This is a genomic window from Pseudoalteromonas sp. SG41-5, assembly GCF_014164495.1.
In the GTDB taxonomy this organism is placed as follows: Bacteria; Pseudomonadota; Gammaproteobacteria; order Enterobacterales; family Alteromonadaceae; genus Pseudoalteromonas; species Pseudoalteromonas rhizosphaerae.
The window spans coordinates 16,498-29,877 of sequence record NZ_JACJFH010000027.1 but is presented as its reverse complement, the minus strand read 5'-3'; the positions used below and the strand labels follow the sequence as shown (position 1 = coordinate 29,877).

Here is a 13,380-nt window from a genome sequence, read left to right as displayed (position 1 = left end):
GCCCTTTTTTATTTAACCAATCTAATTGATTAAGGATTAACTTGATCTTTAAGACCTTTACCTGCTTTAAAGCTTGGGATAGTTGCCGCTGAAATTTGGATTTCGGCACCAGTTTGTGGGTTACGGCCAGTACGTGCAGCACGCTCTTTTACAGAGAAAGTACCAAAACCAACTAGTGCAACTGAATTACCTTCTTTTAAAGAAGAAGTAACAGCACCAGTGAATGCGTCAAGTGCGCGTGTAGCTGCTGCTTTAGAGATTTCTGCATCAGTAGCGATTTTTTCAACTAATTGAGCTTTATTCATTTGTTAAATTCCTATTCGTTATTATTTTGCCTTCGCAAAACCTATCTTTATGCATTTTTTAAGTATTGGCAACAGCAAAATGCTTTTTTCGCGTAAATTCTTAAAAAATGAGTAAATTTTAAATAATTGCCGAAATAAATATTGATTTAAAGATTAACCAACAATGAATTTAAGCAGTATTTAATAAATCAATATGACAATTTGTTTATCATTCAACTTTTTCGATAACTAAGGTCACTTCCCCAACCTCAATGCCAAACTTATCAATAGCTGTACGGTTAATCAAGCGCGATTGTGTTACCAGATACATCCAATCATCTAAATTAACTTCAATGGTGTCATCTCCATAGGGTAATTTAAGGGTATATTGCCAATGAAATACACTGCCATTACTTTTTCCTTTCGCGATACCTATCACATCACCTGCAGTGCCAGTTAAAGTATTGTCAGCATTGAGTGTTATTTTCCACACTCGGCGTTGGGTTTCACCATCGTCGTAAACGAAATCTTCCTCTATAACGCCGTTATTGCCATCCCAACTCGCATTCATATCAACGACCATCTTACGGGTTACTTCACCTTTAAAGTCTTGGACAACGCCATAGGCTTTCAATTTGCCATTAAAAAATTGTTTAAAATTAAATTCTGGCTGACTTCCTTGGTAATACTCAACATCTGGCGCAGCACAGCTACTTAATAAAAATGTGCAACTAAGTAAAAATAATATAGTAATTCGCTTCATGTTATTGCCCTATTAGTTGTTTTCGCATCTGTGGCTCAGAGGTATTAGCATCAAGCCAAATAGCTAAAAAGTCATCCGCAAAACCACTTTGCTCTATAGCCCCTAGCTTTTTATCATTAAAATAAAATGTGCCAATACCATTTTCATCAGTAATGAACGATAGCGATTCACCTTTTTTGATATCCGGCCAAAGCGCAGCTAACTGTGCATCGTATTTTTTAATGATCTCTTTTTTGCCCAAATGCTGCCATTGTTCGTTCGTCGCTTTGATTATGTCCTTGGCAGTAAAATCGCGTAAATAGGTCAATGTCAGTTTAGTGGGGTGATTGCCAAACTGATAGATCCCCGATGGGGTTGCTAACTGCGCCTGATAAACATCCCAAAATAGATACTCAAAACGAGCCTCACCGACCACTTTAAAATCAGCAGCAAAGCTTCGGCTGCATACCAATACACTTAAAATAATTAGCCCTTTAGTTAATCTTGCTATCATTACCGGACTCCAAATTTCTAAGTTAAATAGTTACACCTGTATGTTCATTTATGTTCAGAAACTAACAGGTACTTTTTGCTGTATGTATTTATAATCCTGATAAAATTGAACATAAACGACCAAGCTAAACCATATATAAGCCAAAATTGCCAAACTACAGGATGAACCTCTAACGCCCCAAAGCGTGCACCAGCAATATAACTTGCGGGGGCAAAAACTGCACAGAGCAACAGCGCTAAATACCAAGGCGTGCGATGCAAAAATTGCATTGATGTATTGATGGTTAACAGTAAAGCACACCAAAGTAATACAAACCACAATGGAAAGGGCGATATACTAAAAGATAAAAAGCCAACCTCAACCATCAAATATTCAAAGCTTAACGAGATCATTAAGCCATAGCACAGTAACAGCATATCTTGTTGCTTTTGTTGCGACAGACATAACATCACTATGATGATTAATAAAATCGGTATGATAGCGCGCTGCTCAAGGAATAATGCTAAAAACCACACTCCTTGAAACAGCAAAAAATTAATAACTGAGCGCAATGTCATCACTTGAATGGTTAAAACGCGGTTTACGGGCAACTAAATGCACTGTACTGGTTACTCGCGCCCTAAATGCGCCTTCACAGTAAGCTAAGTAAAATAACCATAATCGATAAAAGCGCTGGTCAAACTTAACTTTGTCGATTTCTGGCCAGCTTGCGATAAACCGTGTGCGCCAATCAGCTAAGGTTCTTGCATAATGAACGCCGATATCGTTAATGCTGTGTACCACCATGTCTGATTGACTTTTTATTTGCTTATTCATTTCATCAATACACGGTAAACAACCACCAGGGAAGATATACTGCTGAATAAAATCAGAATTTTTCAGGTAATGTTGATAGCGTTGATCAGCAATTGTAATTGCTTGGATCAGCATTGCACCACTGTCTTTGAGTAAGTCATTACATTTTTTGAAAAAGCTGGGTAGGTATTCATGACCAACCGCTTCTATCATTTCTATTGACACTAGCTTATCGTAACTGCCTTCGAGTAAACGATAATCTTGTTTCAATAAGGTTATCTTATCTTCAAGCCCCAACTGGATAATTTTTTCTGCCACAAACGCATGTTGCTCATCAGAAATAGTTGTAGTAGTAACGTGGCAGTCATAATGTGTTGCAGCATGAATGGCAAACGCTCCCCACCCTGTGCCAATTTCAATAACCGTTTCACCGGGTTGTAAATCTACTTGTTGGCAGATTAAATCAAGCTTATGACTTTGTGCTTGCTCAAGAGAAGCATCTTTTGATGGGTAGACAGCGCTTGAGTAAAGCATTTCAGTGCTTAAAAATGATGAATACAACTCATTGCCTAAATCGTAATGAGCAACAATGTTTTTCTTTGAACCTTGCTCAGAATTTTTGTTTTTACGGTGATTTATTCGATTGTAAAGATTACTAATAAACGCAAACTTACGTTCAAATTGGTCCAGTTGAGCCTGATTAATGGCAAAAATTTCAATCAACTGAGTTAAGTTAGTACATTCCCACAGGCCCAAAATATAAGCTTCGCCAGCTCCGACACTGCCAGAGAGCGCAAATGCTTTATACATTGCCGGATTATTAACAACTACTTTAGCCTGCAAGTGACTTTGAGGATCACCAAAGTGTTGAACGTCGTTACCATCAACTAGGGTAATTGCGCCAACTTCAATGCTATCAAACGCACCAATGACTAACTTTTTATACAGCTTACTTAACAAGCTACTTGATGCGTTATCAGCTAAACTGGATATTTTTTCCATCTCATGACCTTCGTTATTTTAGCTAATCAATTCTTGCCTGAGTGACCTAAAAAAGGCACTCGCTTACAAAATAGTTTAAACGCCTGTACGTAAATTCCTTTCATCACAGTGATGGTCATGGCAGGAAAACGTTTCAGTAACGCAGTAACCGCAGCACGACTGAGTGACTGGCGTTGTAAACGCAAACTGGCAGTAAATAATAGCGTATTATCTTTTTTATTTTCTATATGGATCATAGTATTGTGCTTTGTTAAACGCACTTTCCAGTGGTAATCCATATCTAAACTCATAAATGGTGATACGGAGAAAGCCTTTTTAAAGTTCACTTTCCTGTGTAAATCAACCAAGTAATAGTGTCGCTCGTTCCAGGGGGTATTACTCACTTCAGCAACCATATAGGGAAAATCGCCATCAGCCGTTTCATAGAAGAAAAAGTTAACTGGGCTAAAATACACCCCAAAACAGCGCAGCTGTCCGAGCATATAGACATTACTAAACGGAGCAGTAATCCCCAGCTCGACAATTTTATTAATTGCTCGTTGTTTGATTGGTTGTTGAGTATCTAAATCACGATTAAGATAATCGGATTGTTTAAATTTAAGTGCTTTAAAGCCTGTTGTTCCAAGCCAAGGGTGAACACCATCAAGTTGCTGAGGAGCATTAAGATCAACCCACATCATGTACAACTGATAATTAAAGCTATGCGCTTTAATTGCTAATCGGTGATGACGAACATCACCGATTAAAAGTGCACTATTCAAATTCAACCCCAAGTTTGCGAGCAACATCTACAGCGCTTTTCACGCCGTCTTCGTGAAATCCGTTATACCAATAAGCGCCACAAAAATAACTGTTGTTGGCTCCATCAATAAGCTGTTTTTGTTGCTGAGCAGCAATAGACGTTTTATTGAATACTGGATGATGATACGTAAATTCTCGGAGTATTTTAGTTTTATCAATTCCCTCGCGGTGATTAAGCGTGACACAAAATTGCGTTTTACTTGTTATGCCTTGCAAAATATTCATTTGATAAGTTACAACAGCAGCTTTATCAAGATTATCGGTAAGTAGATAATTCCAACTGGCCCATGCGGCTTTACGTTTTGGCAGCAAAGCAGTGTCAGTATGCAAAATCACTGAATTTTCAGTGTAGGGAATGGCTGATAAAATTGCTTTTTCATCTGTGCTTGGGTTTTCAAGTAAAGCGAGAGCTTGATCAGAATGACAAGCAAAAATAACTTTATCAAATTGCTCAACGGTACCATTTTTCAATCGGATCAACACCTGCTCCGGGGTGCGAAAAATAGACTGTATATCCGTGTTCAATTTTATTTTATCTTTAAAGCCACTGATCAATGGATTGATATATTCCCTTGAACCACCGGGAATAACATACCACTGCGGACGATTAGTAATATCTAATAAGCCATGATTGAAAAAGAATTTTACAAAAAACTCAACGCCAACATTACTCATTTCTTTAATACTTGTTGACCAGATAGCCGCGCCCATCGGCAAAATATAATGGTAACGAAAAAAATCATTAAAACCGTGTTGGTCGAGCAACTGACCTAGCATCTGCTCACTTTGGTAGTCGTTGTCATGATATAGTTTTTTACACAAGGTGTTAAAACGCACAATATCACTAAGTAACTTCCAAAAACGCGGACGAAATATATTGCGCTTTTGAGCAAACAAACTGGCAAAAGTGTGGCCATTGTATTCAAAACCAGTTTGCTGATTATGCACACTAAAACTCATTTCTGTCGGTTGTCGTTCAACGCCGATGCGCTTTAACAGCTTTTCAAAATAAGGGTAAGTGCGATCATTAAAAACAATAAAGCCAGTATCAATAGCACGCTTAACACCATCAACCTGTATATCTATCGTTGCGGTGTGCCCACCAATGTAGTTGTTTTTTTCAAATACCGTAATATCATACTTTTTGTGCAACAAATGCGCGCAGCTTAATCCTGCAATTCCAGAACCTATAATTGCTATTTTTTTCAACGACTTAATCCTTTTGCAAGCATGAGCCAAATTGGCAGCGGCAACATGCGTAAACATTTTAAAATAAGGGTAAAACGATAAGGAAAATGCACCTCTTTGCGGCGCTTAGCGACCCCTTTGATAATATAATTTGCCGCTTTTTCTGCAGTAACTGACATTGGCATTGGAAAATCGTTTTTTTGAGTCAACGGTGTTTTAACAAAGCCTGGGTGCACTAAGGTTACGTCAATATCAGCTAAATCAATGGCTAAACTTTTTGCTAAGTAACTGACCCCAGCTTTTGATGCGCCATATGCTTGTGAGCGCGGTAACGGTAAATAAGTTACGCTTGAACTGACAATCACCAACTGACCACCGGACTTTATCCTCGGTAGTAAAGCCTCAAGACAGTAACCCATCGAAAGCAAATTAGTAGTAACAACGCGGGTAAACAATGCACTGTCAAAATTATGCGCATCATCGATATACTCACAATTGCCAGCATTAAGAATAACGCGATCAAATTGCGTATAAGCAACAGTGCTACTTCGTATTTCTTGTAAATCAGTAGCGTCAAACTGACAACTTTCAATATTCGTTAGTTGCGCAAGTTCGTTTAGTTTTTCTTGGTTACGCCCACAAGCGATCACTGTATCCCCGGCTTGCGCATACAGTTTCGCAAGTTGTTCACCAATACCTGATGTTGCACCTGTTATAAGCGTGATCATTATTCCGCTGCCTTATTATCTATGTATTTAATAATTGAACCGAGAATAGGGATATGTCGATAAAGTAATGCACCAGCATCAAAGTAGTCTTTATGAAGGCTGATTTTGTCACCAGTAAATGTTAACTTGCTATGGCCTGCTACGGCTATTTGCTGGCCATTACTAAGCTTTGGATGGCGATAATACATAGTCCAGTAAACAAAAGCATTATCGCCTACACTAACAGCATCACTGATATCAAACGTGCATTCAATAACATTACTATAAAGTTTAGCAAAATATTGATGTAAGTCAGCTAAACCATCGACTTCATGCAATGGATCAGAAAAGTGAATGTCTGCAGCATAAATATCACTCAGTAAATGTAGATTTTCTTTACTTAGCTTTTGGTATATCGCGATAAATTTATCTGTTCTGTGGTTGCTCATATCATACCTTAAATGCATCAAGCGCTCGTAAGCGAGCCGTTTTATGATCAACGATTGCTGGCCAATAAACTGCTTTTGCTTTGCCGCTTTTCGCTAAATATTCATGTGGAAAATGAATTTGCTTATTCGGCACATTTTCCAACTCCGGTATATATTTACGAATAAAATCACCATCAGGATCAAATCGCTCACTTTGAGTAATCGGGTTGAATATTCTAAAGTATGGCTGGGCATCGCACCCGGTACTTGCAGCCCATTGCCAACCGCCGTTGTTAGACGCTAAATCGCCATCGATCAAATGCTGCATAAAGAAACGTTCACCTTTACGCCAATCAATTAACAAGTGTTTGGTAAGAAGACTGGCAACTACCATTCGTAAGCGATTATGCATCCAGCCAGTTTGAATAAGCTGTCTCATAGCGGCATCAACAAGCGGGTAGCCTGTTTTACCTTCACACCAAGCAGTGAAATCAGCCTCATCAGTTCGCCACTTTACTGGGTCATATTTCTCATTAAAATTGTTATATTTATTAAGTTTTGGATAAGCCACAATTAAATGACGATAAAACTCACGCCACACTAACTCGTTGACCCAAGTAAATAAATTGCTTTTAGAGCTACTTAAAACATCGACATATTGTTGCTGTACAAGAGCAATTAATTGCTGAACGCTGACAATGCCTAAAGCTAAATACGGACTTAAGCCTGATGTGCCTTTAATACTTGGAATATCTCGCTGATCTTTATAACTGAGTAATTTATCGCTGATAAAGCGGGCACAGATTTGACTTAATGACGCATCATCAACTGGCCACTTATGTGAGGAATCATCACCGGTAAGTAACGCTGAACCTTGCCAAGGTATTGGGCTAAACATTGTCGGGGGGGCTTGAAAATAAAAATGAGTATCTTGATATTGCTTTAGCCAGGCATTTTTAAAAGGGGTGAACACCTTAAACATCTCACCACTTTGATTCAGTACCGTTCCAGGCGGTGCAACCACGTCACCATCAAACAAGGTGACTGATACTTTAAGTTCATCAGCATGATGTAAAAATGCGTTATCGCGCTCAACTTCATTAATTTCATATTCTTTATTGGCAAATAACTGCGTTACTGAATGTCGCTGGCAGAATTCGCTTAACTGCTGCACACATCCTGCGTAATTACCCGCTTCAATGATATGCAAGGTGATGCCATTATCAGCTAGTAACTGACCTAAGAAGTTTAACCTTCGTTTTAGCAAATCAATTTGTATTGAAGCAACACCATGGCGTTGCCATTGTTGCTCAGTGATAAAAAATATAGCGTCTTTACAACCATTGTCGATTGCTTGATAAAGGGCATGATTATTAAAAAGGCGCAAATCGCGCCTAAACCAAAATACAGTGTTCATTAAATTCCGTAGCGTAATTTAAGTTCGTGAGGATAAGGGTTGAAGTAAACTTGCTTTGCTAAGTATTCGTTTGGATGTACTTTCAAATGATGTTTTAAGAGTGTCAGCGGTACATACAGCGGCACTAAACCTGAGCGATACTCATCAATTGCATCTCGTAACTCTTCTTTTTCAATTTTGGATAAATGTTTTTTAAAGTAGCCTTGTAAGTGCATTAAAGTATTGCTGTTATTTTTGCGTGAGGCAGGTCTTTTCAGCGCTGCCATTAAACCTGCAATATAATCGTCAGCAAGCTGCTCAAAATCATCGCCAACATAGGTGCCCAGTAAATTACCAAGATCTTTATATGCCTGATAATTGTGAGCCATTAACAAATACTTATATTGCGCATGAAACTGCGTTAACCTATGCAGGGTTGCTGGTTGTTGACGCAATAATTGCCAGTTTTTATAAGTAAACACTCGCATTACAAAGTTTTCACGCAAGTGCATATCATTTAAACGACCATTTTCTTCACACGGTAACAATGGGTTGTGAGCCATAATTTGCGCAGCAAAAAAACCCACGCCTTCTGATGTATTACCGGTGCCTGCTTCATTGTATATTTTGATCCGTTCCATGCCGCAGCTTGGACTTTTAGCACAAAAAACAAAGCCGCTTAATTGTGCAGCCTGCTCTGTGGCAACTTTTTTACCGTACTCTGTCAATTGTGGGCCAACATCACCACTGCCGTCAGGACGGCACACTTTAATAGTTGTGCCTACTTTAACCTGTCTAATTGTCGGTCTTGGGATCGGTAGACCTACCGCTACTTCAGGACAAAAACGCTTATATTCAACATGTTTAGCAAATTCATCCATGCAAAAATTTGATTTTTTATGGCCACTATCAAACCGAACTTTCTCACCTGCAAGGCATGCACTTATGCCTATTTGAATAGTCGATTGCTGCATATACACTCCTAGTAAATCAAATTGCCAATTGGATTGAGTAACTTACTCAGTCCTTTATTAAAGTGTAGAGCACTACTGACTACTGTGTAACATAAACAGCCTTTTTCTGTGATCGGAGTGTGTTGATGACGACCATCGAGCCACATAAAGTCGCCAGGCACATAATGGTCGTCTTCATCACTAAACTCACCATCGAGTAATAAAGTCAGTTCAAAACCAGTGTGGGTATGTTCAGGGATTTCCCCACCAGCATCTATGTGTAGCAAACTCGAACGTAGCGCACCATCATCGAGAGCGATACGAGAACGTGATAACTTACCCATTTGCATAAACTTACTATGTGAAATACGGGCAAGAGCACGAGGCAATTGATAATTTTGCTGATTGACAAGGATAGTTTGTGGCGTCACTTTATATACATCATCAATACTATCGTCAGCAGTAATTGCATCAAGTAATGATAGTTCATCAATAGCTAAATCTGTAGTTTGCAGTTGTTCATTATGATGCGCAAACACATCTACAGCAGTTTGCGCTTCAATGCGTTGCACTTTATCTTTACAGCAACTACACATGTCAAGATGAATAGCGACAGCAACACTGATACTCGCCGGTAATGACGCATTACAATACTGCGCTAATAGCGCATCGCTTGGGTGATGTTTAATCATTGCGGTCTCCCATTTCATTGCGTAATTTTTGTAACGCTAAACGTAAACGTGACTTCACAGTACCAATTGGAATATTCAATTGATCTGCAAGTTGCTCTTGTGACATATCTTGAAAATAAACGCCTTTAACAACATCGCGTTGAGCTTGAGGTAATTTATCGAGGTAATTTTTGATTTGCTGGTTTTCAAGATGATCACTAAATTCATAGTCGGCATTATCATGTTGCTCAACTAGCGGCCAAATATCTTCGCTAATATTGTCTTCTTTATTACTTTTCATTTTTCTGAGCATATCAAATGATGCGTTACGCATTACGGTATATACCCACGTTGTAGCTGCACCTTTATCATTATTATAAAGATGTGCTTTTCGCCACACTGAGGTAAGGGTGTCTTGCACTAATTCCATCGCTTGCGCTTCTGAATTAAATTGCTTAATACCAAAGCGTTTTATTTTCGGTGAAAAGTACGCAAATAAATAAGCAAAAGCGTGTTTATCACGATTAGCTGCAACCGCAGATAATGCATCTGCAAGTTCTTTGCTTGGCGTTTGTGGCATGGCAGTGTAATTACCTGTGTTAGGTTCACAACGTGTTGAAAGTTGTTGACTTACCATCATAATATTCCTATTAGTGTTCTTGCTTGTGCAATACGCAGAGCAACTAAAATAAGATCATATTAATTAGGAAAATTCGTTATTAATCACAGTATGAAGGAAAGAGTGGATATTCGCAAAGTCCGATTTAAAGGCAAGCTGTTGTTTTTTATCAATTGAAATAGGTAATAATTCAAGCCATCTTGCAAGCACCCAATTCAGATCATCAAAGTGTGTCTGGCGGTATAAATCGGTTAACTCTAGATTAGCAGCAAACAACTGCTCTAGTGCCGTTACTAAATATGAATCATCGCGCTCTAAGTTGTGAGGTTGTTCAAACCAAAGAGATGTTTTAGGTGCAGATAGCTGACCGAAACGCAGTTGCTGTTTATCTTGAGTTATATCAGTTAACTCAACCACAGATTTGGCCACCACATCAATTAATAGTTGTCCTTGTTGATCTTGTGAAAAGTCAATAATATCAACTAAGCATCCATACCTAGGAACGTTGAGATAACTATCAACATCATACTGGCAAAGTACGAAACCATGATCATTTTTAAGTGATTCTTTAACCATATCAAGATAGCGAGGTTCGAAGATACGCAACCGCGTATACCCGCTTGGTAGAATAAATACCGGTAATGGAAAGATTGCACGTTTCATAAGGCTTACTACATCAGTTTAACTATGCATTACGTTACGTGCACCGCAGCAAATAAGATCAACGTTACTGATTATTACTTATCGCTATCCCCTTAGCCTATGTTTAACCACTGCCCTACGTTGCGTAATAATTCAACTGAGGCATACACACTTAATAAGCTCACTACAGGTGCTAACATTAAAGCTAATAATCCTAATTCGCTGCTCATTGCCTTAATCCTCAACTTTTACTGCATTGCTAGTTGCAACGAGTTGTGATGTATTTTCCGCAACTTTAGCTGATTGCTCACTATGCTGTGAAAGCAGTTCAGTTAACATTTTTTGCGAATCACTAAACAATGACTGTTTTAATTTGCTTTGTAATTCATCACTCGTACTTTCAATATAATGTGCAATGCTGTTTGATAGCGTTTGAGTGATATCTAATTGACCGTCATTTGCACTTGCTTGTGTAGAACCAACAACCAAAAGTGCTGCAACAGATAGTTTAATAATGCTTTTCATGATGGTATTCCCTATTGTGTTATTAAGTTAGTCGCTATTACTTAATCAAAGGTTGTGCCAACCACGAAATAAATTTTAACCAATTGTTTTTTATGCACTTTAAATCACATAAGTGCATAACCTTTTGATGATGTGAATTTTAAAACCATTCAAAGTGGTTAAAAATACTAAAATATAGTCAATAAATAAGCATTGAAAGTTTCAGCGTACACTTGCACACTCAAACCCATATTAATGTTTTACGATGAGTATGTGATGTCGGTTGAACCCGCTTATTCTAAAAAAGAAGAGCAACTTAATAGCTTGTCTCACGGCGCAGGCGTTGTATTTTCACTGTTTGTATTGTGGGAGCTTACCGGCAAGATACACACGATTGAAGCAACGGTCAGTGCAATTATTTATGGCGGTAGTTTATTGTTGCTGTTTTTATCATCTACGCTTTATCACAGCAGTAGCAGCATAGGTGCGCGGGCTTTTTATAAAAAATGTGACCACTGTGCTATTTATATTTTGATTGCAGGCACTTACACCCCTTTTTTAGTACTCTCATTAACCGGAATTTGGTCGATTTTAACGCTGGTATTTATATGGTCTTTAGCACTTGGCGGAGTGTGCTATAAATTAATGGTGAAAAAACAAAACAAAAAGGTGTCTTTATCAACATATTTATTAATGGGTTGGTTTGCAGTTGCAATTGTCTACCCGCTTTATTTAAATGTGCCAGTAAATGCACTATGGTGGTTACTCAGTGGAGGGATTTTGTATAGTCTCGGCACACTCTTTTATAGTGCTAAAAGTCGTCAATATAGCCACGCACTTTGGCATGTATTTGTGATTGCAGGCTGTGTTTGTCACTATATTGCAATCAGCCGCTATATTATTACGGTCGGTTAAATTTTTTAATTAGTCCCACTGAAATTGACGCATATTAACACGACCATTTTTAAAAATTACGCCTTCACTTTGCAGTAATTGATATTGCTTTTGGTACTGCGCTGTCCCTTCAGGAAAAGAAATTTTACCTTGGCTGTTGATTACTCTATGCCAAGGTATGCTTGAATCTTTTGGCATTAACTTTAATAACCGCCCTACTAGCCGAGCATTATTTAGCAATCCTGCCATTGCCGCTACTTGTCCATAACTAGCTACTTTTCCTGGCGGTATATTCGCCATCACAGTATAAATTTTGTCTTCTTTACTGGCTTGCATTTACGACCCTAAAAACGTTTTACTTAACTGCTTAAAATCTTGCCACACGGCTCTTGCCACGGGTCCATGATGAGTGGCATTTTGTCGGAATACTCTGATCTGTGCGCTAAACGTATTTTCTCTGTCTAGTATTTTAATTTGTTGTAATACACCACTTTCAAGTTCATTTTGACAATGCGCTAAACTCATCATTGCCCAGCCAGCTCCCGATAATAAAAACGATTTTAAAGTTGATATATCATCAATTTTCATCATGGTAGAGCCTTTTGAATACGATAAACGATCAGAGTCAAAACTCATATCACTTTCAAACATCGCTAAACAAGGAAAGTTCTGTAATTGTTGATAAGTTACTTTATCTGGCACTAATCCTGTCACACTAACAATACCAATATCGAGCTTGCCAATCGGTAAACTTTCTAAATCGCCTGTAGCATGAAACAAATCAAACCACGGACCAATCCCTAAGTCTGCTTGTCCTTTATTAACTTGCTCAAGAGAAACAAAGCGTTTTCCGCTGGTTACACTAAACTCGGTGCTGGTATGTTTAACAAAAGCATTGCAAATAATATCGTTATACAGTGCTTGGTGACATAACTGCTCATAACAAATTTTGTAATTTGCTTCATTACCAAGTGCAAGCTCACTGGCCAGTTGTGCTAAATGTGCCTGAGCATCTAATAATAATGCTGCTTCGCGATGATAAATACGACCCTTTTCAGTTAATTGCAATCGATAATGGCTACGATCTAACAATTCAAAACCAAGCTCAGCTTCAAGTTTCTTAATAGCTAACGTTAAAGCTGGTTGCGATTTATACAGTGCTGAAGCAGCTTGCGACAAGCTTTGAGTGCGAACAATGGCATCAAGCATTTTTAACTGCACTAAGTTCATAATGGTCCAA

The 13,380-nt window shown here is 38.4% G+C and carries 18 protein-coding genes; 1 reads left to right on the top strand and 17 read right to left on the bottom strand.

Annotated elements, in window-relative coordinates:
- Positions 1-29: 29 nt before the first annotated feature.
- From H5232_RS09305 to H5232_RS09235, 15 genes are all read right to left on the bottom strand, one after another.
- A complete protein-coding gene (locus tag H5232_RS09305) occupies positions 30-305 on the bottom strand; it encodes an HU family DNA-binding protein (protein ID WP_145235830.1) in 276 nt (91 codons plus the stop codon).
- 208 nt (positions 306-513) lie between these two features.
- A complete protein-coding gene (locus H5232_RS09300) occupies positions 514-1,047 on the bottom strand; it encodes a DUF3833 domain-containing protein (RefSeq protein ID WP_149980180.1) in 534 nt (177 codons plus the stop codon).
- Position 1,048: 1 nt separating this feature from the next.
- Positions 1,049-1,540 carry a chalcone isomerase family protein gene (locus tag H5232_RS09295; protein WP_182830814.1) on the bottom strand — a complete coding sequence of 164 codons (492 nt, stop codon included), beginning with the start codon at positions 1,538-1,540 and terminating at the stop codon, positions 1,049-1,051.
- Positions 1,541-1,584: 44 nt separating this feature from the next.
- Positions 1,585-2,097, bottom strand: a complete 513-nt coding sequence (locus H5232_RS09290; RefSeq protein WP_182718658.1) for a DUF2878 domain-containing protein — start codon at positions 2,095-2,097, stop codon at positions 1,585-1,587.
- Positions 2,075-3,337: a cyclopropane-fatty-acyl-phospholipid synthase family protein gene (locus H5232_RS09285; RefSeq protein ID WP_182830813.1), complete on the bottom strand. Its 1,263-nt coding sequence runs from the start codon at positions 3,335-3,337 to the stop codon at positions 2,075-2,077. The genes H5232_RS09290 and H5232_RS09285 overlap by 23 nt, the downstream gene beginning before the upstream one ends.
- 26 nt (positions 3,338-3,363) lie before the next feature.
- The gene (locus tag H5232_RS09280; RefSeq protein WP_182740057.1) at positions 3,364-4,098 is read right to left on the bottom strand and encodes a DUF1365 domain-containing protein; all 735 of its coding nucleotides are present in this window, start codon (positions 4,096-4,098) and stop codon (positions 3,364-3,366) included.
- On the bottom strand, positions 4,091-5,347 hold the full coding sequence (locus H5232_RS09275) for an NAD(P)/FAD-dependent oxidoreductase (protein WP_182718655.1): 1,257 nt from the start codon (positions 5,345-5,347) through the stop codon (positions 4,091-4,093). The genes H5232_RS09280 and H5232_RS09275 overlap by 8 nt, the downstream gene beginning before the upstream one ends.
- The gene (locus tag H5232_RS09270; protein ID WP_182830812.1) at positions 5,344-6,054 is read right to left on the bottom strand and encodes an SDR family NAD(P)-dependent oxidoreductase; all 711 of its coding nucleotides are present in this window, start codon (positions 6,052-6,054) and stop codon (positions 5,344-5,346) included. The genes H5232_RS09275 and H5232_RS09270 overlap by 4 nt, the downstream gene beginning before the upstream one ends.
- On the bottom strand, positions 6,054-6,482 hold the full coding sequence (locus H5232_RS09265; protein WP_145235859.1) for a nuclear transport factor 2 family protein: 429 nt from the start codon (positions 6,480-6,482) through the stop codon (positions 6,054-6,056). Before H5232_RS09265 ends, H5232_RS09270 begins: the two co-directional genes overlap by 1 nt.
- A 1-nt stretch (position 6,483) precedes the next feature.
- Positions 6,484-7,878 carry a deoxyribodipyrimidine photo-lyase gene (phrB, locus tag H5232_RS09260; protein ID WP_182830811.1) on the bottom strand — a complete coding sequence of 465 codons (1,395 nt, stop codon included), beginning with the start codon at positions 7,876-7,878 and terminating at the stop codon, positions 6,484-6,486.
- Complete coding sequence (locus tag H5232_RS09255; RefSeq protein ID WP_145235868.1) at positions 7,878-8,831, bottom strand: DUF523 and DUF1722 domain-containing protein; 954 nt, start codon at positions 8,829-8,831, stop codon at positions 7,878-7,880. The genes phrB and H5232_RS09255 overlap by 1 nt, the downstream gene beginning before the upstream one ends.
- 8 nt (positions 8,832-8,839) lie before the next feature.
- Positions 8,840-9,502: a ChrR family anti-sigma-E factor gene (locus H5232_RS09250; RefSeq protein ID WP_182830810.1), complete on the bottom strand. Its 663-nt coding sequence runs from the start codon at positions 9,500-9,502 to the stop codon at positions 8,840-8,842.
- Positions 9,495-10,118 carry a sigma-70 family RNA polymerase sigma factor gene (locus H5232_RS09245; protein ID WP_182830817.1) on the bottom strand — a complete coding sequence of 208 codons (624 nt, stop codon included), beginning with the start codon at positions 10,116-10,118 and terminating at the stop codon, positions 9,495-9,497. Before H5232_RS09245 ends, H5232_RS09250 begins: the two co-directional genes overlap by 8 nt.
- A 66-nt stretch (positions 10,119-10,184) precedes the next feature.
- Entirely contained in the window at positions 10,185-10,763 is a 579-nt protein-coding gene (locus H5232_RS09240) for an LON peptidase substrate-binding domain-containing protein (RefSeq protein ID WP_182794299.1), read from the bottom strand.
- Between the two features lie 213 nt (positions 10,764-10,976).
- Positions 10,977-11,267 carry a hypothetical protein gene (locus tag H5232_RS09235; protein ID WP_149980170.1) on the bottom strand — a complete coding sequence of 97 codons (291 nt, stop codon included), beginning with the start codon at positions 11,265-11,267 and terminating at the stop codon, positions 10,977-10,979.
- A gap of 255 nt (positions 11,268-11,522) precedes the next feature.
- Here H5232_RS09235 and H5232_RS09230 point away from each other — a divergent pair, with 255 nt between their 5' ends.
- Positions 11,523-12,161, top strand: coding sequence for a hemolysin III family protein (locus tag H5232_RS09230; RefSeq protein ID WP_182740059.1), 639 nt, complete (start codon positions 11,523-11,525; stop codon positions 12,159-12,161).
- A gap of 9 nt (positions 12,162-12,170) precedes the next feature.
- On the opposite strand, the gene H5232_RS09225 is transcribed toward H5232_RS09230, so the two are convergent.
- Together H5232_RS09225 and H5232_RS09220 are read right to left on the bottom strand one after the other, a co-directional pair.
- Positions 12,171-12,476 (bottom strand): MGMT family protein, encoded by a 306-nt coding sequence (locus tag H5232_RS09225; RefSeq protein ID WP_145235885.1) that lies wholly within the window; start codon positions 12,474-12,476, stop codon positions 12,171-12,173.
- On the bottom strand, positions 12,477-13,370 hold the full coding sequence (locus H5232_RS09220) for a LysR family transcriptional regulator (protein ID WP_149980168.1): 894 nt from the start codon (positions 13,368-13,370) through the stop codon (positions 12,477-12,479).
- Between the last annotated feature and the right edge of the window lie 10 nt (positions 13,371-13,380).